We start from the raw sequence: 23,928 nt of genomic DNA, 5'->3' as shown, positions 1-23,928 counted from the left end.
CTACCAATCTTTCTCGCATACTAAAAATACCCGAAAAACGCTATAAAGTAATTAATATCGGCTAAATGCTGAGTTCTACTGCTGTATTGCCTCCGAGTCAGAAAACAAACCCTCCGGTATTTTCACTAATTCACCTAAGCCATTTTCCACTTCGGCTATATGCTTAAGTCGCTTTTTGTTTAAAGGGTGAGTACTGAAAAACTCTACCTCCAACAACTGACTATGCTCTTTTTGCAGTATTCCAAATAACTCACTGGCGCCATTTACATGCCCATAAAGCCCCTGTAAAACCTCAAGCGCATAATCATCAGACTGCGTTTCCTGGGCTCGGCTAAACGAGAGAGACGTTACCGCTGTAGCTTGTGGTGCGAGCATATCCACCACACCGGAATCACTGGCGCCAATAATCGTAGCAACCGATAAACCAATCACCAAGCCCCGCCCCATCGCCTGAATCGGGTGTCTATGCGCAACATGGCCAACTTCATGGGCTAATACAAACGCGATACCGTTTTCACTTCCGAGTTTTTCCAATAACCCTCGAAAAATTAATATATGCCCGCCGATGGTGGCGAATGCGTTTACTGTATCACTGTCAATATAGTGAACACTCACTTCAACCCCGGGTGGCAAAGGCCAGGCGGTAACGATTTTGTTAGCTAAATTATCAAGATAACGTTGACGAGCCACTTTCTGCGTGTCGTCAGTAGTCTTTAGATTGTCATTAAACGTTGAAAATAAGCTTTCGCTGAACCCTTCGGCAAGCTTTTGCTCATAGTGAAAAGGTATTTTTGGCGCTAACCAACCCGTTAATAACGCCAACGAAGTAACCAGCAGTACCACAATAACAACACCACCTAAGAGCAAAGAAAAAAACTCTTTTAAAGGGTGCTCGGGGCTAACGTTTATATTTTCTGGCGGCAACCGGTTTTCAAATAACGGTTCATCTGTCAAACCTCAAGAGCTCCACCCGGTATCAAACCCGTACCATAAGCATAAACCTCAACACTACCCACTTGATTCTTTTGTCCCTTGGAGATTGATGATGTTTCCAGCTTTAGGTTAAACACCGCTTTTGCTCCTTTGGCTATGGCATCTTCCTTCATTCGCAAAACAGCTTCTCGACGCGCTCTATCCAATAGACTTTCGTAGGCACTCACCCGTCCGCCAAAAATAGCCCGTAAGCCGGCGGCAACCCGCTTGAAGTAATCAATAGATACCACTACGTTCCCGCCCACCAATACACCTTCTACCGGTTGCTTAAACACAGGAATGCGCTTTGTAGAAAAGGTTTTAAGGTGTAAATAAGCCCGTTCGCGTTCTATTATCGACTTAAAATGGCGCTTTTCCGCAATACGCCCAAAAACATATCCCAACACCAACAAAACCAGAAATACGACTATTTGTTCCATTTATATCTACTCCGGTTACTCAACAACAACCGCTGTCCCGTACGCCAACAACTCCGACGCCCCAGCGGTAATCGATGATGTTGAAAAGCGTACATTTAGGACCGCATTTCCGCCTATGGCCGCAGCTTGTTCACACATCCGAGCAGTAGCCTCTTCACGAGACTCCTGTAATAGTTCCGTGTAACCCCGTAGCTCACCACCAAAAACATTTTTTAAACCGGCCATTAAATCCCGGCCTACATGTTTTGCTCGGACCGTATTACCGTTTACGACTCCGAGGTGCTTCACTATTTTCTTACCAGGTATGATCTCTATATTACTCATTAACATAATTGTTCCCATTTTCATTTTGACTATTGATTAGGCAACGCTAAATAGTTATCCACATTTATACACAATTTATCAACATAAAATTTACAATAAACAGGCGCTATTAAACAATTCAAACAGATTCACCACAGTTTATGCACAGGTGTGGATAAGAATAAGGTTGTTTTTCAACCGCTTAGGGGTAACTCCTTAATAACTATTTAATAGCCTGAGGGCAAAACTTAAAACTATCCCCACAAAAATAGAGCAGAAAACAACCTGCTGGATAACCGCCCTTTTCTACCCCAGCTTTCTGACATATTTTGATCAGCTAATACCTATTCTATTTATAACTTATACTTGCTGTAACAAATTGATTTATCTACATAAAAAAGGGTTATCCACTAAAAAAAGGCTTACTAATATTAATAACTAAAATAATACTATCTATATATTTTATATATTCTTATTCAATATATAAAACTAACTAAGCACCTTTTTAAACAAAAACGCAGTTCTTTTTTTAACCAGCAATCCTTATACTGCGTTCCCCTTTTTCAGCGCACTGAATAAACCCAATGATTTACCCTAATCGTTTTGACGTTATTGTTATTGGTGGCGGACACGCCGGTACCGAAGCCTGCTTAGCCTCTGCGCGCATGGGATGTAAAACGCTTCTGCTCACGCACAACATAGAAACGTTGGGGCAAATGAGTTGCAACCCCGCGATAGGCGGTATTGGTAAAAGCCATTTGGTGAAGGAGATTGATGCTCTTGGTGGCGCTATGGCGAAGGCTACAGATAAGGGCGGCATTCAATTTAGGATGTTGAATAACCGCAAAGGCCCGGCGGTACGCGCTACGCGAGCCCAGGCAGACCGCGTACTCTACAAAGCCGCCGTACGAGAAATACTGGAAAACCAGAAAAACCTGTACATATTCCAACAGGCCGTGGATGACCTGATTGTTGAAGGCGACCAGGTGAAAGGTGTGATTACTCAAATGGGGTTAAGGTTTGAGGCCCCCACGGTGGTTCTAACGGCGGGCACATTTCTGGGTGGTAGAATCCATATAGGCATGCAAAACCACTCTGGTGGCCGCGCAGGTGATCCTCCGGCCATTGCATTGGCCGAGCGCTTACGTGAACTTCCGCTAAGAGTAGACCGGTTGAAAACCGGCACTCCGCCGCGTATCGATGCCCGTTCTGTCGATTTTAGCGACATGGAGGAGCAATGGGGAGATAATCCTCTGCCGGTGATGTCATTTTTGGGGAGTGTGCGTGACCACCCAAAGCAAACCTGCTGTTGGATCACGCACACCAACGAACAGACCCACCATATCATTCGCAGCGGTTTTGACCGCTCGCCGATGTTCACTGGAGTCATAGAAGGCGTGGGGCCCCGCTACTGCCCATCCATTGAAGATAAAATTAACCGCTTTAGCGACAAATCCAGCCACCAGATTTTCGTTGAACCTGAAGGTTTGAATACCCACGAACTCTACCCTAATGGTATTTCGACTAGCTTACCTTTCGATATTCAGTTGGCATTGGTGCGTTCCATTAAAGGCTTCGAAAACGCTCATATATCACGCCCCGGCTATGCCATTGAATACGATTATTTTGACCCGCGCGATTTGAAATACAGCTTTGAAACCCGCGCCATTGAGGGGCTATTTTTCGCTGGGCAAATAAATGGCACAACCGGTTATGAGGAGGCGGGCGCACAGGGTTTACTGGCTGGAGCCAATGCGGCTTTAAAGGCGCAGGGCAAAGAGTCCTGGTGCCCCGCGCGCGACCAAGCCTACATAGGTGTACTAGCCGATGACCTTATCACTATGGGCACCCGTGAACCCTACCGTATGTTTACATCCCGCGCTGAATACCGATTGCTGCTGCGCGAAGATAATGCGGATATACGGTTAACTGAAAAAGGCCGCGAGCTAGGTTTAGTCGACGACGAACGCTGGCAGGCTTTTTGTGAAAAACGCGAAGCCATAGCGCTAGAAACCCAGCGCATGAAAAGCACTTGGATTCAAGCGGGTAGTGCCGAAGCAGAACAGTTGGCCCCTAAACTTACATCACCGCTTAATCGTGAATATTCACTTATGGATCTACTTAAGCGTCCAGAGCTGACATATTCCGATTTAGGTAGCCTAAAAGGAAGCCCTGCTGAGGATAATCAGGTGTCCGAGCAGGTGGAAATATCCGCCAAGTACGCGGGTTACATCGACCGCCAGCAAGAAGACATTACCCGATTGCGCCAAAATGAAAATACCCTAATCCCCGAAGGTTTTGAATATTCAACGGTGGAAGGTCTTTCGAATGAACTCAAGCAAAAGCTTTCTGAAGCCCGCCCAGAAACCATTGCGCGTGCTTCGCGAATTCCAGGCATTACCCCGGCGGCGGTGTCACTTTTGTTGATTTATTTGAAGAAGCGGGGTTTGTTGAAGAAACGGCCAGCGACGGCTTAGGCGATTAGTTTGAGATCAACGACTAGATTTTATGGGTGGCTGAATAATCTGCCATTCTCCACCTGCGTATTTTGGTATGGCGCTTAAAGCGCTTTTCATATCATTCTCGCATTCGTGGGTATGACCAAATGTGGATTTGTATCGAACGTTTTCAATACGCATAGCCTCCGTGCGTAGGGTAAAGATAAGCGTGTAAAGTCACCACAAAGAACACAGGTTCGCATTCCCGCGGACGGGAAATAAATAGCGCCTCACATCATTACCCACCTAAATTTAGGTGGAAGCTGGCTAACTGCACGCAATATTGGTCGTTTGAAGCTCTACTCTTGCGCGTTAAACAGCCGAGCACAATTCGTTTTCTCTCGCCGCCTCTCACGGGCTCGCAATCGCCAAAAACGTAAATTACCCAGATAACTCAAACCAAACGCGTTGTCATCGTTTATATTTAAACCATCGACGCCACCCATAACCCAAATGTTGCCATGCTTACACTCAATCAACCTGCGCCTCCCATTAGCAAATCCGCATACAAAAAGCGCGTAAATGAACTGCGCGCGGACCTACTGCAGCTACAGAACCGCGTAAGAGCGCAGAAAAAACCTGTAATTTTGGTCATCGCCGGTGATGACCGATCCGGTAGGCATGAAACCATAAACGCACTGTCCAGCTGGATGGACCCAAGGTTTCTCAGCGTGAATGCCTACGGACCTAGTCAGCATGAAGATGATACACGGCCATTTTTTTGGCGGTATTGGCGAGATCTACCGGGTGCGGGTGAGATGGCCATTTACCTGCGCGATTGGACAAGTACATCGCTTGTCCAATTTTTGAATGGTGAAATTAGTGCCGATAAACTGCGTAAGCGTGAGCAATACATTCGCAACTTTGAGAAAAAGCACACCGATGACGGCGCGCTAATGATCAAATGCTGGCTTCATATTCCAGAGACGGTATTACGTGAGCGGGTGGCTGAAATTCGAGATACCCCCTACTTCGATGTCAAAGATGAGTTAGCACTGAAAAACTATCCTGTTGCGATGGACGCTATTCAGCAAACTCTGGATGCTACCAGTACGGCTACAAATCGCTGGTATGTGATCGATGGCGCCGATAGCCTTCGACGTAATCTGGAAGTAGGCGAGATAATTAAACATAAACTCCAGCACTGGTTAGCGCACGATAACCCAGATGCTGACATTGAAGATAACGGTTACCCGGGTAAACGCGTCGACATCAATATGTCTCCGGAATCCATTGAGCACGCACCGAATAAAAAGTCCGCGAAAGCAAAACTGAAAAAACTACAGCTCAAATTACACAAACTAACATTTGACCTACGCAAGCAAGATATTCCCGTGGTTATGGTATTTGAAGGTTGGGATGCCGCAGGAAAAGGCGGTGCCGTAAGGCGTATGGTTGCGCCATTAGATGCGGGGTTCTATCGTATAAAACCTATAGCCAAACCGACCGAAGATGAATATGCACACCACTATATGTGGCGATTTTGGCGCGATGTGCCACGTAACGGACAGATGACTATATTTGATCGCAGTTGGTATGGTCGCGTGCTCGTCGAGCGTGTAGAGGGGTTCGCCACAGACAATGAATGGCAGCGAGCCTTCAAGGAAATCACTGACTTTGAAGAACAGCTTACTATCCACAACGCGGTGGTTCTCAAGTTTTGGATAAATATTAGTAATCAGGAACAACTGCGCCGCTTCAAAGAACGCGAAGTAACCGATTATAAAAAATACAAAATAACAGAAGAAGACTACCGTAACCGCAACCGCTGGGACGATTACGTCGTTGCTGTTGAGGATATGATCGAACGTACCAGTACTGAAACGGCACCTTGGACGGTTGTTAGCACCGATTTTAAAGACAAAGCCCGCTTGAAGGTACTTAAAACCGTTGTAGACACGTTTAAACAAAAACTTAAGGATTTGAAAACGCATTAACCGACATTTTGCGTTGATTCACCGAATTTAGGCGAGCGTTATATCTACATTTTGCGATTTACCGAGTAACATCCACCATCGACCGAGTTTGTAGTCACAGCCCATCATTCCGGGTGTAATCTTCTTCGAAACCTACAAAGGAGAGTGACAATGGCAAGCCGAACTTTTAACCAAGACCAATTTCATCAGAACATCAAAGACCACAGCCACTGGATACGTTTGGCGTATATGCTGCTATTTGCGGTTCTATTACATGTGGCTGGCGTGGTGATGTGGGTTATATGTGCCGTACAATTTGTGTTTGTACTCGGCACAGGCCGAGAGAATGAAAATTTGCGTTCGTTGGGTAAATCGCTGGCCAGCTTTATTCATCAGGCGTTGGAGTTTGTCAGTTATAACACCGAGCGCAAGCCTTTCCCCTTCTCTCCATGGCCAGAAGGCGTTAGTGAGCTGGAGCCAATCGAAGAGGCTGTGATTGTTGATGAACCTACAGCCGAAGATACACACCAAAGCAAACCTGAATAGTAGAGGCACAAAACTATGGAAAGTTTAATAAAGCTATTTGATGCAATGAACACGGAAGCTATTGCCGTTAGCGGGGTTGTATTATTTACCGGCTTGCTGGTATTCGACAATATTGGCTTTAGATCGATAAGTTCCAATATTGTTTGCCTTTTAAGCGCATATTAAGCAGCAGAAAAATGACAAAAAAACTTGAAGACAAGCTCCAAAAAAAACCGCGAACTTCGAAAAACCTAAGCACGCGTACGCTTATCGGTATGGGGTTTATTGTGTTCGCGGTAATGCTATTTTTCAATAATATTGGATTTAAATTACTGGGTATATTCTTTTCCAATTGGCCGTTCATATTGATTGTGGTGGGTGCGGCAATGATTGTCTATCAAAAACAAACACCCGGAGCAGCCAAAAAACCTTTACCCTATTTTCTGATTGGTGTGGGCGTTCTATTTGCGCTGACAAAATATGGTATTTTTAATTTTAGTATTGGAGCATTAATAGCACCGCTAATTCTACTGGCGGTTGGCTTTCATTTATTACGCCCTGACCACAACAAACAATGTAAGAACTGGTTTGCTAAATCAGATAATTTTACGTTCTGGAAATCCGAGGAAAGCAGCATGGAAGCCGATATGGAAATGGATAATATTCCCGAAGAAAACAAAATAGATGTTTTTACTATATTGGGTGGTGGCGACTATGCTACGCGTAGCCAAACTCTGTCAAAGGGTAGTGTGATTACCGTACTAGGTGGTGCCGAAGTTGATATACGTGAAGCCGACTGCGAGGGCAACACCATCGAAATAGACGTACTGTCTTTTATGGGAGGTGTGAATATAATGGTACCTCCTCATTGGCAGGTAACCTCAAAAGTATTGCCATTTTTGGGTGGTGTTAGCAATAAAACAACTTGTTTAGCCGATAAACTAGGTGTACCTAGAAAACAAGTTATTATCACAGGGTTTGCGTTTCTAGGGGGCGTTGATATCCGCAATTAGTTGTAGGTTTCTATAAACGCGGATAAACCATTATGCACCCTCTATTCTTTTCCCAAAGAAGTTTCTTAGCCGTACTATTTTTTTGGTTTGTGATTTCTACCTTTATCACATTACTAATAATTGAACTGCTAAAAGCTGAATCGATACAGGGTTTGGTCGAAGAATGTTTTTCGTTTATAACCCCCTGGTATTTCATACTCATATTCTTTTGTTTTTCTAATATCCATCTTTGTCAGCGCTTACCGATTAATAGAACACCAATATTCTTTATCGTTATTTTTCAATCGATAGCCGGTGTTTTCACCGTAGGCCTTTGGTTAATATTGGGCTATATTTGGTCGGCAGAAGCTGTACACCTTGGCATACAATATGGACGTGAAATTTACCAACTCACCTTCATAACCAACGGTGTATTGGCTACTATTCTGTATGCTGTGTGGGTGTTATTACACTATACCTACCTCACAGCTAACACCAGTGAAGCGGATAACAGTGAAATACTGCGCAAGCGCCTTTTAATCAGTGAGATTGAATTAAAAACGCTTAAAGAAACGGTACACCCACATTTCATGTATAACAGCTTGAATATGTTGGCGAACCTGTCCCAGGTCACGCCAGAAAAAATTCACGGTTTGTGCGTACAAATAGCGGATTTTCTTCGATACAGTGTCAATTATTCAAAAAGTGAACGAGTAACGGTGGCCGAGGAAGTTACACACATAAAAAATTACTTGTCTATTGAGCAAGAACGCTATGGTCAGCGTTGTATCGTTGATTTTAATATTGCTGATAAGGCGAATTCTACCGAAGTTATTCCACTTATATTATTCCCGCTTGTTGAGAATGCGGTTAAGCATGGTATCGATGCCAGCTTGGAAAAGGGCTACATAAAAATTGCTATCCAAAAAAATGATGTAGGCTTACAGATAGAAGTAAAAAATTCAACCGACCCTCTGGGAGGTAATAGAAAAGGTACTGGTGTGGGGTTGTCGTCTCTTAAAAAACGTTTAGCCGGTTATTATGGTAGTAATGCGACGATGGTAGTAGAGTCTGATGACCATGAATTCGTTGTTAAGCTACATTTACCGAATCGCATTCCAAGCCAATTGCGAAAGCCTACGGGAGTATAGGGACCTAAATTGCCTATTAAAACGATAATTGTTGACGATGAAAGCCATGCAAGACAAGCGCTACAACACCTGCTTGCGGAGCATGAATGCATTACCACGGTTGCCGAGTGCGAACATGGATTAGCTGCGGTTAAGGCCGTCCACGAATTTTGTCCGCAAGTGATGTTTCTCGACATTCACATGCCGAAATTAGATGGCTTTGATGTGCTCGACTTACTTGGCGATGAAGCACCGCTTACCGTTTTTGTTACAGCCCACGATGAATACGCTATTCAAGCATTTGAGAATAACGCCTTGGATTATCTTCTGAAGCCCGTTAGCAAAGAACGCTTGAGATTGACCATAGAAAGAATTTGTCAGCGTTTAAATAATGGAGATACCGGTGATAAGCCAAAGCAGCAAATGCTAATTGACCATCAACAAAATCAAGCACCCATAAACCGTATACTCATTCGTGAAAAAGGCGATGTTTTTGTAGTGGCTGTTACTGACGTAATAGCCATAGAAGCGGCAGACGATTACGTTGTTATACACACCGCCCACCGCAAATATATAAAGCAGGAACGCCTAAGTAACTTAGAAAAAATGCTGGATGTACGCCAGTTCTGTCGTATTCATCGCTCGTCAATCATCAATTTAGACTACCTAAGTGGAATCGAAACCGAGGGTAAAGAAAACCGATTTGCACTGCTAAAAAATGGGGAGCAATATTCGGTAAGCCGTTCGGGCTATGCCAAATTAGTGGAAGTCTTATAGTTACCATCATATTGGTACACATATTACAGTAACCACCCAAGCGCCTGTTTTCTCTAAAGTTGCCCTTTAAGGTAGCGTCGCATTCAAAAAACCTGATAGGTGAAATTGTCCACACTATAAAGTGGACATCGTTTTCGGACACTCTTCATTAGCATGCAATTCCATTTCCAAAAATATTTCCAATAAAAACAGATAGTTACATTAGTTTTCGGTCTTGGCACAATCCTTGATTGCACTAAGGCTGAACTTCAATAATGTGATCTACCCAATGATTTACCAGGCCATAGCCGATACTTCCGGTCAAGATCTCCTTCTGAAAAAATCGGGGGTACAACCAAAAACGCTGGGAATAATGACGCTGATTGGTGGGTTGGTTGCGGCAATGGCCTGGTCTTTTTATTACTTCTATTCCACATCGGAGGTGGATGAAATTGTAGCGGAAGGTGAATTACATTTTGCGACAGTTGAACGCGGTGATTTTTTAAAAGATTTACTGGCTCAGGGCCGTGTAATAACGGCCAATAGCCCTACCCTGTTCAGCCCTGAGCAAGGCTTTGTCCAGCTGAAAGTAAAAGCCGGTGATAGGGTAATGGAGGGGCAATTATTGGTAGAAGTGGTGAGCCCTGGTTTAGAGGAGCATTTAGCGCGTGAACAAGCATTATTGCTAAAACTGAATGTTGAAGTAGAACGAAAAAAACTTGAGATAAAGCGGCGTATATTCGGTTTACAAAAAATGGAAGACATGGCAAAAGTAAACCTAGAAGCGCTGGAAAGAGAAAAAAAACGGTCCGACAAATTAATAGAAAATCAAATTATCAGCCAGATGAACTACGAAAAAATTGTCGATAATCGCGACCGTGCAGCTCTAGAATTACGGCTGGCGAAAAAAACGAATAGCATAGATCAGGAAAGCTTGGCGTTTGAACAGACTATGGTAGAGCAGGATGTCACCTCGCAAAAACTAGTGGTTGATAGCGTACAGAAGCGCTTGGATCGTTTAAAAATACGCTCGCCCGTTACCGGTATGGTGGGTAGCTTACAAGTGAAAGATCAGCAGGCGATCGGTGGTTATCACCCGCTAATTACGGTAGTGGATCTTACCCACTATGAAATGGAAGCGCCGGTACCGGAAGACTACGCAGATGATCTAGCGCCTGGTATGAAAGTGGAAATAAAACTCAACAAGAAAATATTCTGGGGCGAACTACTGGCCGTTTCTCCTGAAGTTATCCACAGTCAGGTTACCACCCGCGTAGGGTTTAAAGCCCCCTATCCCGAGAATTTGCGTGAAAATCAGCGATTAAGTGTACGCATTTTTATACAGGAAAAAGCGGATGTGCTAATGGTAGAAAGAGGTAGCTTTACCGATAGTTTTGAAGGAAGTGTATTCGTAAGGGTGGGTGACAAGGCTCACCGTCGGAAAATTAAACTCGGTGATCGTAGTTACTCTTCCATTGAAATTCTGGATGGGCTTAGTGTTGGGGAGGTGATTATCAATTCTGCTACCGGCATACGCCGAAAAACTAACGTTGTACTTATAAAGGACTAAAACTATGTTGGAAATGACACATTTACAAAAAGTATTTCGTTCAGGCTTAGTGGAAACGCACGCGCTTCGGGATTTTAATCTTCAGGTGAACAGTGGCGAATTTATGGCTGTTACGGGCCCATCGGGTTCCGGTAAAACGACTTTTTTGAATATAGCGGGTTTGTTGGACGACTTTACAAAGGGGACCTATAAGTTAGACGGTGAGGATGTAAGTCACCTTAGTGATAGTCATCGTTCTAAAATCCGTAACCACAAGCTTGGGTTTATATTCCAAAGTTTTAACCTGATTGCAGATCTCAATGTTTTTGATAATGTGGATGTACCTTTACGCTACCGAGGTTTTTCAGGTAAGGAACGTAAAAAGCGCATCGATAAAATGCTGGAGATGGTAGGTCTACTGGGTAGAAAAAAACACTACCCCTCACAGTTATCGGGTGGTCAGCAACAAAGAGTAGCAATCGCTCGAGCGCTGGCGGGAGACCCTTGTATGATTCTCGCGGACGAGCCTACCGGCAACCTCGATACTTTAATGGCAAAACAGGTAATGGAGGTGTTGGAGGAAATTAATCGCCAAGGTACTACGGTCATTATGGTTACTCACGATCCAGATTTGGCCCGTCGTGCCAACCGTCATATTCAAATTGTGGATGGTCAGGTTACAGACCTGCAAATGTACGAACCTCTTAAACAGGTTCCTGCTCGAGAAAAGGCGGTGTAATTATGTGGCGATATTATCTGTTTTTAGGTTGGCGCAGTCTCTGGAAAACCCCTGTAATGACATTACTGATGATGTTGGCGTTGGGTTTTGGTATGTCGTTTACGCTGGTGCTGCTCACCTTGGAGCAGGCGGGAAGCAAAAATCCCATGGAGCATAAAATAGACAGAATTTTTTCAGTGCAAACCGACAACTGGTCGGAAAATCCTGCAGAAATATTTTTCCAAAGTCGAAATTTTATGCCCACGGCGATCAATTTTCGCGATACAAAATTTATTCTAAATTCGGGTATTCCTACCCGAACCACAATGCTTAGTGCCTCCGGTGCAATACTGGAAAATCCAGATAATGATGATGTGCTTCCCGCAATGCACAGTGGCTATTTGGTTACTCGCGATTTTTTCTCCATGTTCGACGTACCGTTTAAACACGGTGGAGCCTGGGAAGAGCAGGGGCAATATAACGGTATTCACAAAATAATATTAGGCGACTGGGCTAACCAAATATTTTTTAATGGAAAAAACAGTGTCGGGAAGATATTACTCGTAGACGGAACACCCTATACGGTAACGGGCCTAATTGAAGACAATTGGTATATGGCCCCCAGAATCTACGACCCTACTAACACCCCAATGGGTACATCACCGGGCTTTTTCTTTCCACTGGAGGATATAGCGCTGCATGATTATCATCGTTGGGGAGGTTTTTATACCTGGAAACATAACCAAATACTTAAAAGTCATGAAGATTTTCTTAACAGCGAAACCCTATGGGTACGACCTTGGGTGGAGTTCGATAGCTCTGAACAAAAAGAAGATTTTGAAAACTACCTAAAAGGCTATATTGAGTCGGAACAGGAAAACGGACGATATCTTCGCACGAATAAAATTGCACTGAGCAACTCTTCTGAATGGATGAAAATTGTCGCAGGGTTTCAAGGGTTAGCTGAGGTCGCTTTAACTGGTTTGATACTACTCATTTGTACCACCAACAGTATTGCGTTGCTAATGGCAAAATTTTTACGTACTACGGCTGATGCGGCTGTACGGCGTGCGCTGGGTGCAAGTAAATCGTCCGTATTTATCCAGCATTTATTTGAAGCGCTGCTAATTGCTTTGGGGGGAGGCCTGTTTGCACTAATACTTGCTTACTACTGGTTTGAGGTGCTTAAGCGGATGATGTCGGGCTATGACTACTATTATTTTGCAGATTTCGCCCACCTCAATCTGTTTTCATTGCTACTAATTTTTACCTTAGTACTTATCTCAACCTTGCTCAGTGGCGCTATACCTGCTTGGCGTGTTAGTCGCGCGCAACCGGGTCGTTACCTCAATGCAGAATAAAGGAGCACTATCGATGAATGATTGTTTGCCGGCACTAAAATTACTCATTCGAAACCCGCTAGGGCCACTGCTAATGGTTGCTCAAATTGGCTTAACGATTAGCATACTATCGGCGCTTTACTTTGGTATCTCCAATATTAGTCAACTTATTTTTGAGGACAGCGGAATAGAGGAGGCGTATCTGGGCCGCTTGCAAGTGAATTTTTCAATATCACCAGAGGCACGGGAGAGCCGTATAAAGCAGGATTTACGCGTTTTGTCGCAGTACCAGGGTGTTGCTGGTGTTGCAGTAATAAACCGAATTCCGCTGGATAAATGGCAGTGGGTCAACCCCATACACAATAATTTGGATAGTGATGTTAGAAAAAATAGTTGGAGTCATGTGGCGTTATCCGACCATAACGTTATGGCGGTGCTGGGTGTCTCCATACTGGAGGGCCGAGGTTTTGACGAGCACGAAATTAAGTATGTACCCAGAACTGAGGCCAAGTTTGGGCAAAAAATTGTGATTACTGAAAGCCTAGCAGAATACTTTTTTACGGATACCGATGCATTAGGCAAACATATTTATTGGCAAGACGAAGCGTTTGAGGTCATTGGTGTAAGTAGCAATATTCGTGGAACCCATAATGCTATCGTCAATGGTGACCATGCCGTGTTCGTACCTGTCATCTTAACCGACGATACTGTGGACTATGTGATACGAACAGAACAACCGGCAGAGATAGAGTTAATAAAAGAAATGCAGATGCTTCTTCGCGATAGCGATCGCGATAGAATTGTAGGTTCAGAAGCGATACTGCCAGAGCTTAAAAGTGATGTCCGCAAACCGGCGCACTTTGTGCTGAAGATAATGGCAACGATATACGGTTTACTCGTGGGAGTTTGTGGCTTTGGGGTGATAGGCTTAACCTCCTACCGGGTGGCCAATAACCGTCTGCATATTGCAATACGACGCGCGCTAGGTGCAAGTCGCTGGCAAATCTGCCGGTTTATCATGATGGAAAATGTGCTTCTATTTGCGGGCGCCATGCTTATTGGTTTACTGCTGGGTCCGGCCATACTCACGCTAATCACCCAAGGCGGCGGCAGTATTCCTCTACCTTGGAACACACTGGCTATCAGCGGTGGGATAATGTTAGTCACCATGTTGGCAGCGGCAGCCTACCCGGCCTATCAGGCCACTAAGGTGTCACCGGCTTCCGTTTCTGGCAGTTTAGCAATTAAAAGGTAAAACATTCCCCATGTCCCGTGTACTCGTAATAGATGATAACCCGGCAATTGGTTCGGCTCTTGAGCTGATGCTGGGCCTGCATCAAATAGAAACCGAATCGGTTTTCACACCGCAGGCCGGTTTGGCGCGGCTTACGGAAGATGAATTCGACCTAGTAATACAGGATATGAACTTTACCGAAGACACCACCTCCGGACAGGAAGGTATGCGATTATTTGGCGCTATTCGCGAAATCCAGCCAGATCTTCCCATCATTTTAATTACCGCCTGGACACACCTGGAAGCGGCTGTAGAGCTAGTAAAAAACGGTGCAGCTGACTATATAGCCAAACCCTGGGACGACGCAAAGCTGTTCACCACCATAACCAACCTTCTGGAACTCAGTGAATTACAGCAGCAGCAAAAACAACATATAGCGCAAGTCAATTTGTTAAAACAACGCTATAACCTTTGCGGACTGGTTTTTCAAAGCCCGGAAATGGCAAGAGTGGTGGAAATGGCGATTAAAATTGCGCCGGCGGATGTGCCGGTTTTAATTACGGGGCCAAATGGTAGTGGCAAAGAAAAAATTGCTGAAATACTTCAAACAAATTCGCGTGCAGCCAATGGCCCTTTCGTGAAAGTTAACGTGGGCGCTTTACCCGACGATTTAATGGAAGCTGAATTATTTGGTGCCGAAGCTGGTGCTTATACCGGTATCACAAAACAGCGACAGGGCCGTTTTGAAATAGCGAATGGAGGTACCTTATTCTTAGATGAAATGGGTAACCTGTCGGCTAACGGTCAGGCAAAATTACTACGGGTTTTACAGACCGGGGAGTTTGAGCGTTTGGGGTCTAGTGAAACTCGCCGCTGTAAGGTGCGTGTTATTAGTGCAACCAATACAAACCTGCCGCTAGCTATTGAACAAGGTCGATTCCGAGAAGATCTTTACTATCGTTTGAATGTTATAGAGTTAAATTTGCCGCCGTTGTGTGAAAGAACGGCTGATATACCATTACTAATGTTTCATTTTTTGCATGGCCAAAAAAATGTTCCACACGTTGTTGTTAAACAGCTACAGCGCTACCCATGGCCTGGCAACGTAAGGGAATTGGAAAATGCTTGTAAACGAGCAGAGCTGCTCAGTGAGGGGCGAGATATTAGTTTTGATGATTTTGGTTTGATGTTGAACTTACTGAGCAATAAAACACATAAAATATCATTGGAGCCAGATAAGAACACCATTGTTATGGCCCTAGAACAAAATAGTGGCAATATATCACAAGCGGCAAGACAGTTAGGCTTAACCCGTCAGGCGCTTTATAGGCGACTAGAAAAGTACGGTATTCAAAGTTGATGCGTTTATTTAGCTTACAAGGGAAAATACTGCTGTCAGTATTCCTTTCCAGTGTACTGGGACTACTCGCCGTAGTCGCGGGAAACTATTTTGGCGTTCCTCAGTTTGTAAGTCTCCTATCTGGAGTAGCACTTGCATTAGTCGCCTGTTTTATAAGTATTGGGCTATTTACGCGCCGAATATTCTTGCGCTTGCAGGCGCTGCAAGGTGGGCTGCTTAACCTTTTAGACGATGACTACAGCACCAGTATTACCCGAGACGGCACCGATGAATTGGATGAGCTTGTAGATTACTATAATCAGGTTTCCGAAAAACTCAGGTGTGAGCGTCAGAGCCTTTACCAGCGAGAACTATTACTTGATACCGTTATTCAAAACTCTAACCTTGCCCTACTACTTACCGACAGTCATCAACGTATCGTGTATGCCAATAGTCAAGCGAGTCAGTTTTTTTGCGATGGGGATGCCGTTCAAGGGTTATTTTTGCAGCAATTACTTGAAAAGGCACCTGAAAATTTTCGGGTGATGATTGCCGAAGGTAAAGACGGCTTGGTTAGTATTACTGAAGAGTCAATCCCCGAGGTGTACCACCTTTCCGTTGGAAAATTTGTTCTGAATACCGAGGAGCATAAGTTATATTTAATTAAGCAGCTTACGCGGGATATTGGCCGAAAAGAAATAGAAACTTGGAAGAAAGTGATTCGTGTTATTAGTCATGAATTGAATAACTCGCTAGCCCCCATTTCCTCTATGGCAAACACTGGGAAAATATTGTTAGAAAAACAACAAACTGAAAAACTGGCAATGGTATTCGACACAATTACAGAGCGTAGCAACCATTTAAAACACTTTATACAGGACTATATTCGTCTGGCAAAATTACCCGAACCTAAAATTAAAGAGGTGGCATGGTCGGAATTGGTAGAACGTCTGTGTCAACAATACCGTTTTGAACTTATAGGTGATCTACCAGCAAGTGTTGCCTATTTTGATCTTGGGCAGATGGAGCAAGCCCTTATAAACTTGCTCAAAAACGCCCATGAGTCAGAATCAGCCGTAGAAGATATTCAGCTGGGTATTAGTCAAGGAAGAGAAATAGTCATGACCGTGCTCGATCGAGGCAGAGGTATAAGCAAAGCAACCATGGAAAATATGTTGTTGCCGTTTTACACCACCAAGCCCAATGGCAGCGGTGTGGGCTTACCGCTGTGTCGCGAAATAGTAGAGGCACACGGCGGTACCATGGTGGTTTTACAGCGCCAAGCTGGTGGTGTGGAGGCGCGATTGGTGTTGCCGAATCAAGACCAGTAAGTGATGCTGTTTGCCGTTGCGGCAAGTAGGCCCAAAAGAATTATAACAACGGTGAGGGCAACACCCGCTATAATCCCCATTTAAACAATGCCAACTCCCTAAATCGTGTCCAATTCTCAAGATATATCTGCTCAAAGCTGGCGAACTCAGCTTTCCCGTGGCTGTGCATCCTTGCCAATTGCATTAACCGACGCTCAGATAAGTGCCCTTGAGGCATATTTGGAGCTTTTCATTAAGTGGAATAAAGCCTACAACCTATCGGCTATCCGCGACCCCGAGGAGATGGTGACCAAACACCTGCTCGATAGCCTCAGCATCGCCCATTTACTCGAGGGTGAGCGTTTTATCGATGTGGGTACCGGTGGTGGTTTACCCGGTATTCCTTTGGCTATTACCTACCCCAACAAACATTTCACTCTTTTAGACTCAGCTGGTAAAAAAACGCGGTTTTTGTTTCAGGTGAAACAAGCGCTTGGGTTGGACAATGTTGAAATTGAAAACCGTCGAGTTGAAGCGTTTAAGCCCGAGCCGTTATTTGAGGGTGTTATCAGCCGAGCGTTCGCATCATTGAAAGATATGATCGACAACTGCCAGCACTTGATCAAGGAAAACGGTAAATTTTGGGCCATGAAGGGAGTTTTTCCTGATCATGAGTTGAGCGAATTGGAAAAACACTATATGGTCGATGCCTCGCACGCACTGCAGGTGCCAGGGCTAGAAGAGCAGCGTTGCCTTATCGTCCTGTCGAGAAAGAATATTCAATAAATTCAAAGAGTTAAAGGCATTTAAGTGGCACATATTTACGCTATTGCAAACCAGAAAGGCGGCGTGGGCAAAACCACAACCTGCGTAAATCTTGCGGCCTCATTGGCGGCCACTAAGAAGCGTGTCCTACTGGTAGACTTGGACCCACAGGGTAATGCCACCATGGGCAGTGGTGTGGACAAAAACGCTGTCGAGTTTTCGATTTATGACGTGCTAATGGGGCTGACACGCCTGGAAAATGCTTTGCACACCTCTCCAGAGGGGCACTACAAAATATTGCCCGCTAACGGTGATCTGACGGCTGCTGAAGTTGAAATGTTGGCGTTGGAAAACCGCGAATACCGGTTGAAAAATGCTCTGTCCGAAGCCGTAGACCAATATGATTATATTCTTATCGACTGCCCACCTTCGCTGAATATGCTTACTGTAAACGGCCTTTCTGCCTGCACAGGCGTGTTGATTCCCATGCAGTGTGAGTACTATGCGCTGGAGGGGCTCTCGGCTTTGGTGAATACCATCACAACAATCCAGCAGCGCCTAAACCCTCATTTGAAAATTGAAGGGCTACTGCGCACCATGTATGACCCACGCAACAGTCTTACTGGCGATGTGTCGGCGCAGTTACACAATCATTTTGGCGACCGCGTTTACCGCACTTGTGTACCGCGTAACGTGCGCCTTGCAGAAGCCCCGAGTTTCGGTATGCCAGTACTCGCCTACGATAAGCAGTCAAAAGGGGCCATGGCCTACATTGCGCTTGCCGGTGAAATCCTGCGTCGCAATGAAACCAATAGCCCGGAATTGGCAACAGCCTAATTCCCCACATCCAATTTACCTATTCACCTAACGATGCCGATATAATGCCGGCATCTTGATACTATCTGTTTCTCGTTAATCCCGATTTCTTGTTACACCCTGTTTGAGGTAAACACCACTATGGCGAAACGAAAAGGACTGGGCCGTGGCCTGGACGCCCTCCTATCCGGCTCATCCAGCGCGGCAACGCCAGCCGAAGCCATTAAGGCCGCCACCGAGGTGGCTGCCGAAATCACTTCTGCCGACGTCAGTAAAGACGGCACCCTCAAGGCTCTACCTGTAGAGCTTCTGCAGCGGGGAAAATACCAGCCGCGTCGCGACATGCACCCAGAAGCACTGGAAGAACTGGCTGAATCCATTAAAGCCCAAGGTGTTATGCAGCCGATTGTTGTGCGCCCTATTGGCGAAGGCCGTTACGAAATTATCGCCGGTGAACGCCGCTGGCGCGCCACTCAGCAGGCTGGGTTGCACACTATTCCTTGTGTTATTCGCGAAGTACCCGACGAAACCGCCATCGCCCTGTCATTGATCGAAAACATTCAGCGGGAAGACCTTAACCCCATAGAAGAGGCCATGGCCCTCAAGCGCTTCCAGGACGAATTTGAACTAACCCAACAGGAAGTGGCCGACGCCGTCAGTAAATCCCGCACCGCTATTACTAACTTGATGCGCCTGCTGAATTTATCCAGCGAAGTGAAAAAGCTACTCGAACACGGCGACCTTGAAATGGGCCACGCCCGTTGCTTGCTGACATTGGATGAAAGCGCACAAAAACGCGTTGCCCGACTCATTGTTTCCAAGGGTATGACGGTTCGCCAAGCCGAAGCCCTCGCCCGCAGCACCCTGAAAGAGGAAAAACAACCGGACGCGCCGAAAGACGCGCCGGATCACGACATTAAAAAGCTAGAAGACCGCCTCGGCGAAAAGGTGGGTGTACCGGTAATGGTGCAGCATTCTGCGAAAGGAAAAGGAAAGCTGGTATTGAAATACAACAGCTTAGATGAGCTGGACGGTATATTGAAGCACTTGGGCTATGAGCACTAGTTGGAATTAAAGCCAGAAAAAATTCTTTAAACTTGTCCGGCTACCGCCATAAGGAAAGTAAAAATGAACTGGATTACAATCTACGCGTCTGTGGGCAAGCTGGGTAAAAATAACGCTGCAGACGTGAAGATGATCAGCGCCCTTCTCAATGTATATGCACGTCAAAGCGGTGAAAAAGAACTCACCATATCGGCAAAATCGAGTACCGCGCTGGAGGAAGCCATTACGCACTTTCAGTCCTGTCACCTCGCCTTGGTTAAACCCGATGGCCGGGTAGATCCCAATGGCGGCACGTTTAAGGGCTTGAAGCAGTGCTTAAAAGACAGCTTTTCGGCGAAGCCCATATTGGCACCAACGGTGGGAAAAGTTACCTGGGATTCTGAAGGGGGAGAAGGCGGTCGTTATCACAGCCGTCGTTTACATGTACCCAGTACTTCCTCGGGATTAACCCTGGGACGTGGATACGACTTCAGAAGAAAAACGGTTAAAAAAGCCACCGAAGACCTCACCGCAGCAGGTTGCAAAAAAATTGATCTGCTGAAAAAAGCGGTGGGTCTGTTTGGCAATACTGCCAAACAATTCATTGTTGACAATGATTTACTGGATTACGAAATTTCTTCAGACGAACAAGTTAAGCTGTTTAACATTAGCTACAAAGATGAAGAGGCAGCCGTAAAACGTATCTGTACTAAAAAAGATGTGGAAAAGCTTTACGGTGAGTGCGATTGGGACAAACTTGATTCAACCATTAAACAGGTTGCGGTCGATTTAAAGTTTCGCGGTGATTACACCGGTAGCACGAGAAAATTTGTTCAAAAGCCAATAGCCGACAACGACTTTGATGCATTTAAAAAAGTATTGGTCGATGAATCCAATTGGAGCAAAGTGCCGAAAGACCGTTTCCGCCGGCGTAAAGAGTTTATCAATAAAGCGAGTAGCGAAACCAGTACGGTAGTGACTAAGGACGGTGCCAAGTGATTTCACCTAGAACTTTAGCTGGCTTTCTGGTTGTTGGGCTATCGTTGTTTTTCTGCGCCTGTGGAGCCACGGCGGATAAAACCCCAGCGCCAGGTGAGGCATTACCGCTTTCTATTGATTCGGTTTCCACCCATAGAGTAGGCGAAAACCTAGTACGCATCATCCAGCACAATATGGAGTTATTGCCAGCCCTGGAAGTAGATCTTCTCAGTACACCCAATGTAAAACGACTGGATCACCTTATTATCGATGCTATAACCGTAAACGGTGAAAAGCTGTTCTTCAGCAAAGCAGAAGGCGTATTTATTGAAGAGATGAGTAAAACCAAAACAGGTATGGAGTTTGTATTGGAATACTACTTCCCGGAAAAAGAAGGTGGTGACAGCGCACGTATTAAATGTGTGATAAAGGTAAAAGACCAAAAGCTTGGTATACCCAGTTGTAATTGAGCATGTGTACCCTGAGGATTAGCTTACCTTCTCTCATCAATTAGCAACTGTGTTAAAACGGTAATATCTTACTATTTGCCGAGTATTTTCTGCATAGGTTTATTTCGCATTACCGGTAATACTCGAGCATCAGCATAGTGTTTATTTTAGACGTGGACAGCGCTAAAGCAGTTGCACTAACTCTATTTGTGTGATAGTTAGAATGATAACAGGTAGCTGTAAACTACAAAGACTCCGGTCTTGCCGTATATTAACGAGAGTGTGTCCGGTATTCCGGTCTGTTTTGGGAGCTAACGAATAAATATGCTTGGCAGCGGCTTACCTCAAATCCCCCCTTCCCTGAAGAACTTCGGCAAAAAGAAACCTTGCAGGCGTTGTAACCTTTCTTACAACCACCAGAAACACACCATTTGCCCGCACTGTGGCCACCTGGACGATGCAGGTCTTGCCCAGCTGCTTGAACAGCGCGCGCAATACCAGGAGGGGAATAAAAACCTTGGTGCACTGTTTTTGATATTTGCGCTATTGGGGCTGGTGATTATGCTGTTGGCGGCACTATAAAAAGTAACTAATGTATTTGAGATTATTTTGACAGTGAAAATTTACAGTCTTGTTGTAATAGTAAGTGTTTTAAGCGCTTGCGGTGGTTCCGCTATCGAGTCTGACAGCAAAGGCGCTAGCGTAGGCAGCTCTTCTCTAATCAGCGTGGATACCGCTATAAGCGGAGAATGGTTGCGTTGTTTTAACACTGAATACCCCAGTGAATCTGTATTGATTGAAACGTTTATGGCTGGGGGGCGTTGGACAGATACTATTTCTTATTTCAGCGATGAAGACTGCTTGCTTGAAAACATTGATCAAAATGTAGAGTCGGAAACCAGTACTGGCACCTATTCAATAGGTACCAAAATAGTAACGGACTCAAATCTCGAAGCTTATCAGACTATTTTCACCTTCGATGATGAGGATACCAGTTGTAAGGATTTAGTAAGTTTGCAAGAAAATTTATTGTTCTATGGAAGGGACGGTGAAATGAGTAAGTGTGACTCACAAGCTAGCTTTCCAACAGCACTACAATTTGATGCGGTTTACCGACGACCGATTTTTGAAAAGTTAAGTGTTATAAGTTTAAATCACGAAGCGGTTTGGACGCGCTGTGAATCTCGCGGAGATTTTTATAATGGTGCGATGCTCACCTTTTTAGGTGGTCAATTCGAGTCTTACAATTTCGATTCTTTCGACTCCAACTGTGCTCAAGCTATTGAAGGAGAAGAGTACGATCTATCGGGAAGCTATCAAGTCGGTTCAACGCAACAGCTGTTAAGTGGTGAGTGGGTATTCCCTATTGATGTTGCCTACGCAAACGGTTCCAGTACTTGTTACGGCATAATGACGGTGCAAGGCGATGTTATGATTTTGGGTAAAAATACCGGTGATTTTGACTGCAGCAGTCGTGAGCTTAGACAAACCAACATAGAGTATGAGCGCGTGTATATTCGACAGTAGTGCAGTCAGCAACATTTAGCCCCATGATAACCAAATAAAGCAAGGTGAGCACCGAGTGGTGCTCACGTATTAGGGGCTAATTTACGGTTTGAAATTGCCATTGCTGATTGACGCCACTGCCATCCGTCCACTGGCGAATATCGGCTCCGTTTTCGAAATTCCATTCCCATACATCGAGTGGCATACCGTTACAATTGGTTCATGACAGTGGCCGAAAGGTAGCAAAAAAATGGGGGGTGAAGGCTATCCCCTATTTGGTCATGATTGATAAAAATGGTCAGGTTGCGCATATTCATCGCGGTTATAGTGAGGGAGCGTTACCCGCCATTATACGAGAGGTAAATGAGCTTCTGGCGGAGCGTTTTGAATTATAGCCCTATAATATTTGCGTGTAATTTTGTGGCGGACGGCTTCCCAAGCCTCTTTTCGGAGCGTACAACCGTGCAATTAAGTCTGGAATGCGAGGGCTTGATAACCAATTGTACTATCGGCCTTAACTTTCGGGGCCTTGAGGTTGATCAAGTAAGTTAGACTCCCTATAATCCACTCCGCCCAATTTGTGCTGGATTTTCGTGCGAAAAAGGGCGTAACTGGTGTAAAGAATCGAGTAATCTTCAGGATACTCCCATGGCCGATTTTTCCTGGATTCATCCGCTCAGCCTGGTTTCTTGCTCTGTTTCCCCATTCACAGCCCCGGTTGGCTGTGTTTTGTTGTATGCAGACGATAGAGATTTGGCGGCAGGGTGGTCGAGGTGCTTTTAACTGAATCAGTCAAAGAGTTGCGGTAAAAGTGGAGCGGTTTGAACTCAAAATCTCGCAGCAAAGTGCGTGCAATCGTTTGTTTTGGTGTGATTGTGTGGCTTTGAGCCAGGTATTGAAGGTGCTGACATGAAATCTCCGGCATTGATGGGACTCGCCGTCCAGCTGGGGTTAAGCGTGCCTTTCTGTTTCCTGCTGCTATTATGGGGTTTTGGCTTGGCGTACTCGTTTGGCTTGGGCGTACTTATTTTTGTACTACCCAATACTTACTTTACCCTCTACGCTTTTCGTTATCGTGGTGCGCGTTCAGCGGCCTGGATCGCAAAATCCTTCCAATGGGGAGAATCCGGAAAATTCGCGTTAGTGGCGATAGGGTTTGCACTGGTGTTTCGCTTTGTGTCGCCCTTGAATGTGCCCCTTTTGTTCGCGGGTTTTAGCAGCATGATGGTGCTGCAGTGGTGGTTGGCGAATGTTGTACAGCGGCATTGGCTAAAAAGTGTAATCCAGCCACAGAAAAAATAGATACGCTGCCGGTGGCAGCAAAACCAAATCTGATTGAAAGGTGTAA

23 protein-coding genes are annotated in these 23,928 nt (G+C 45.2%); 20 read left to right on the top strand and 3 right to left on the bottom strand.

The features are described from left to right. Nucleotides 1-75: 75 nt before the first annotated feature. From H5336_RS10880 to H5336_RS10870, 3 genes are read right to left on the bottom strand one after another with little or no spacing between them, the layout of a single operon-like run. Complete coding sequence (locus H5336_RS10880) at nt 76-954, bottom strand: M48 family metallopeptidase (protein ID WP_185234094.1); 879 nt, start codon at nt 952-954, stop codon at nt 76-78. Then, nucleotides 951-1,412 (bottom strand): YbjQ family protein, encoded by a 462-nt coding sequence (locus H5336_RS10875; RefSeq protein WP_185234092.1) that lies wholly within the window; start codon nt 1,410-1,412, stop codon nt 951-953. Before H5336_RS10875 ends, H5336_RS10880 begins: the two co-directional genes overlap by 4 nt. Before the next feature lie 15 nt (nt 1,413-1,427). Next, entirely contained in the window at nt 1,428-1,736 is a 309-nt protein-coding gene (locus H5336_RS10870) for a YbjQ family protein (RefSeq protein ID WP_246439078.1), read from the bottom strand. A 563-nt stretch (nt 1,737-2,299) separates the two neighbouring features. Between H5336_RS10870 and mnmG the strand changes: the two genes are divergently transcribed. The 20 genes from mnmG (at nt 2,300) to H5336_RS10765 (ending at nt 23,882) form a co-directional block, all read left to right on the top strand. Further along, nucleotides 2,300-4,192: a tRNA uridine-5-carboxymethylaminomethyl(34) synthesis enzyme MnmG gene (gene mnmG, locus H5336_RS10865; protein ID WP_185234088.1), complete on the top strand. Its 1,893-nt coding sequence runs from the start codon at nt 2,300-2,302 to the stop codon at nt 4,190-4,192. 482 nt (nt 4,193-4,674) lie between these two features. Further along, the gene (locus tag H5336_RS10860; protein WP_185234086.1) at nt 4,675-6,150 is read left to right on the top strand and encodes a polyphosphate:AMP phosphotransferase; all 1,476 of its coding nucleotides are present in this window, start codon (nt 4,675-4,677) and stop codon (nt 6,148-6,150) included. 150 nt (nt 6,151-6,300) lie between these two features. After that, nucleotides 6,301-6,675 carry a DUF4389 domain-containing protein gene (locus H5336_RS10855; protein WP_185234084.1) on the top strand — a complete coding sequence of 125 codons (375 nt, stop codon included), beginning with the start codon at nt 6,301-6,303 and terminating at the stop codon, nt 6,673-6,675. A 15-nt stretch (nt 6,676-6,690) separates the two neighbouring features. Next, a complete protein-coding gene (locus tag H5336_RS10850; protein ID WP_185234082.1) occupies nt 6,691-6,840 on the top strand; it encodes a hypothetical protein in 150 nt (49 codons plus the stop codon). An 11-nt stretch (nt 6,841-6,851) separates the two neighbouring features. Beyond that, a complete protein-coding gene (locus tag H5336_RS10845) occupies nt 6,852-7,667 on the top strand; it encodes a LiaF transmembrane domain-containing protein (protein ID WP_185234080.1) in 816 nt (271 codons plus the stop codon). Between the two features lie 32 nt (nt 7,668-7,699). Next, nucleotides 7,700-8,797: a sensor histidine kinase gene (locus H5336_RS10840; RefSeq protein WP_185234078.1), complete on the top strand. Its 1,098-nt coding sequence runs from the start codon at nt 7,700-7,702 to the stop codon at nt 8,795-8,797. Between the two features lie 9 nt (nt 8,798-8,806). Next, nucleotides 8,807-9,553, top strand: a complete 747-nt coding sequence (locus tag H5336_RS10835) for a LytR/AlgR family response regulator transcription factor (RefSeq protein WP_185234076.1) — start codon at nt 8,807-8,809, stop codon at nt 9,551-9,553. A gap of 226 nt (nt 9,554-9,779) precedes the next feature. Beyond that, entirely contained in the window at nt 9,780-11,102 is a 1,323-nt protein-coding gene (locus H5336_RS10830; protein WP_185234074.1) for an efflux RND transporter periplasmic adaptor subunit, read from the top strand. 4 nt (nt 11,103-11,106) lie between these two features. Continuing rightward, complete coding sequence (locus tag H5336_RS10825) at nt 11,107-11,820, top strand: ABC transporter ATP-binding protein (RefSeq protein ID WP_185234072.1); 714 nt, start codon at nt 11,107-11,109, stop codon at nt 11,818-11,820. 2 nt (nt 11,821-11,822) lie between these two features. Then, nucleotides 11,823-13,160: an ABC transporter permease gene (locus tag H5336_RS10820; RefSeq protein ID WP_185234070.1), complete on the top strand. Its 1,338-nt coding sequence runs from the start codon at nt 11,823-11,825 to the stop codon at nt 13,158-13,160. 13 nt (nt 13,161-13,173) lie between these two features. After that, on the top strand, nt 13,174-14,394 hold the full coding sequence (locus H5336_RS10815; protein WP_185234068.1) for an ABC transporter permease: 1,221 nt from the start codon (nt 13,174-13,176) through the stop codon (nt 14,392-14,394). Nucleotides 14,395-14,404: 10 nt separating this feature from the next. Next, a complete protein-coding gene (locus tag H5336_RS10810; RefSeq protein WP_185234066.1) occupies nt 14,405-15,733 on the top strand; it encodes a sigma-54-dependent transcriptional regulator in 1,329 nt (442 codons plus the stop codon). Next, on the top strand, nt 15,733-17,043 hold the full coding sequence (locus tag H5336_RS10805) for a sensor histidine kinase (protein WP_185234064.1): 1,311 nt from the start codon (nt 15,733-15,735) through the stop codon (nt 17,041-17,043). The genes H5336_RS10810 and H5336_RS10805 overlap by 1 nt, the downstream gene beginning before the upstream one ends. Nucleotides 17,044-17,214: 171 nt before the next feature. Next, the gene (gene rsmG, locus H5336_RS10800; RefSeq protein WP_221628033.1) at nt 17,215-17,808 is read left to right on the top strand and encodes a 16S rRNA (guanine(527)-N(7))-methyltransferase RsmG; all 594 of its coding nucleotides are present in this window, start codon (nt 17,215-17,217) and stop codon (nt 17,806-17,808) included. Between the two features lie 24 nt (nt 17,809-17,832). Continuing rightward, nucleotides 17,833-18,624, top strand: coding sequence for a ParA family protein (locus H5336_RS10795; protein WP_185234062.1), 792 nt, complete (start codon nt 17,833-17,835; stop codon nt 18,622-18,624). Nucleotides 18,625-18,744: 120 nt separating this feature from the next. After that, nucleotides 18,745-19,668, top strand: coding sequence for a ParB/RepB/Spo0J family partition protein (locus H5336_RS10790; protein WP_185234060.1), 924 nt, complete (start codon nt 18,745-18,747; stop codon nt 19,666-19,668). Nucleotides 19,669-19,731: 63 nt separating this feature from the next. After that, nucleotides 19,732-20,646, top strand: coding sequence for a DUF8812 domain-containing protein (locus H5336_RS10785; protein WP_185234058.1), 915 nt, complete (start codon nt 19,732-19,734; stop codon nt 20,644-20,646). Next, complete coding sequence (locus H5336_RS10780) at nt 20,643-21,095, top strand: hypothetical protein (RefSeq protein ID WP_185234056.1); 453 nt, start codon at nt 20,643-20,645, stop codon at nt 21,093-21,095. The genes H5336_RS10785 and H5336_RS10780 overlap by 4 nt, the downstream gene beginning before the upstream one ends. A 588-nt stretch (nt 21,096-21,683) precedes the next feature. Further along, the gene (locus H5336_RS10775) at nt 21,684-22,601 is read left to right on the top strand and encodes a hypothetical protein (RefSeq protein ID WP_185234054.1); all 918 of its coding nucleotides are present in this window, start codon (nt 21,684-21,686) and stop codon (nt 22,599-22,601) included. A gap of 888 nt (nt 22,602-23,489) precedes the next feature. Beyond that, nucleotides 23,490-23,882: an ATP synthase subunit I gene (locus H5336_RS10765; protein WP_185234050.1), complete on the top strand. Its 393-nt coding sequence runs from the start codon at nt 23,490-23,492 to the stop codon at nt 23,880-23,882. Nucleotides 23,883-23,928: the final 46 nt, after the last annotated feature.

The sequence above is a fragment of the Teredinibacter franksiae genome (assembly GCF_014218805.1).
GTDB classification, from domain to species: domain Bacteria; phylum Pseudomonadota; class Gammaproteobacteria; order Pseudomonadales; family Cellvibrionaceae; genus Teredinibacter; species Teredinibacter franksiae.
The sequence above is the reverse complement of the archived record's forward strand: the minus strand, read 5'-3'. Positions and strand labels throughout refer to the sequence as shown.

Bases quoted from the DNA above. Each gene is read 5' to 3' on its own strand.
- H5336_RS10875 (WP_185234092.1), bottom strand. From the start codon at position 1,412: ATGGAACAAATAGTCGTATTTCTGGTTTTGTTGGTGTTGGGATATGTT.
- H5336_RS10870 (WP_246439078.1), bottom strand. From the start codon at position 1,736: ATGAGTAATATAGAGATCATACCTGGTAAGAAAATAGTGAAGCACCTC.
- mnmG (WP_185234088.1), top strand. From the start codon at position 2,300: ATGATTTACCCTAATCGTTTTGACGTTATTGTTATTGGTGGCGGACAC.
- H5336_RS10860 (WP_185234086.1), top strand. From the start codon at position 4,675: ATGCTTACACTCAATCAACCTGCGCCTCCCATTAGCAAATCCGCATAC.
- H5336_RS10855 (WP_185234084.1), top strand. From the start codon at position 6,301: ATGGCAAGCCGAACTTTTAACCAAGACCAATTTCATCAGAACATCAAA.
- H5336_RS10850 (WP_185234082.1), top strand. From the start codon at position 6,691: ATGGAAAGTTTAATAAAGCTATTTGATGCAATGAACACGGAAGCTATT.
- H5336_RS10845 (WP_185234080.1), top strand. From the start codon at position 6,852: ATGACAAAAAAACTTGAAGACAAGCTCCAAAAAAAACCGCGAACTTCG.
- H5336_RS10840 (WP_185234078.1), top strand. From the start codon at position 7,700: ATGCACCCTCTATTCTTTTCCCAAAGAAGTTTCTTAGCCGTACTATTT.
- H5336_RS10825 (WP_185234072.1), top strand. From the start codon at position 11,107: ATGTTGGAAATGACACATTTACAAAAAGTATTTCGTTCAGGCTTAGTG.
- H5336_RS10820 (WP_185234070.1), top strand. From the start codon at position 11,823: ATGTGGCGATATTATCTGTTTTTAGGTTGGCGCAGTCTCTGGAAAACC.
- H5336_RS10815 (WP_185234068.1), top strand. From the start codon at position 13,174: ATGAATGATTGTTTGCCGGCACTAAAATTACTCATTCGAAACCCGCTA.
- H5336_RS10810 (WP_185234066.1), top strand. From the start codon at position 14,405: ATGTCCCGTGTACTCGTAATAGATGATAACCCGGCAATTGGTTCGGCT.
- H5336_RS10805 (WP_185234064.1), top strand. From the start codon at position 15,733: ATGCGTTTATTTAGCTTACAAGGGAAAATACTGCTGTCAGTATTCCTT.
- H5336_RS10790 (WP_185234060.1), top strand. From the start codon at position 18,745: ATGGCGAAACGAAAAGGACTGGGCCGTGGCCTGGACGCCCTCCTATCC.
- H5336_RS10785 (WP_185234058.1), top strand. From the start codon at position 19,732: ATGAACTGGATTACAATCTACGCGTCTGTGGGCAAGCTGGGTAAAAAT.
- H5336_RS10765 (WP_185234050.1), top strand. From the start codon at position 23,490: ATGAAATCTCCGGCATTGATGGGACTCGCCGTCCAGCTGGGGTTAAGC.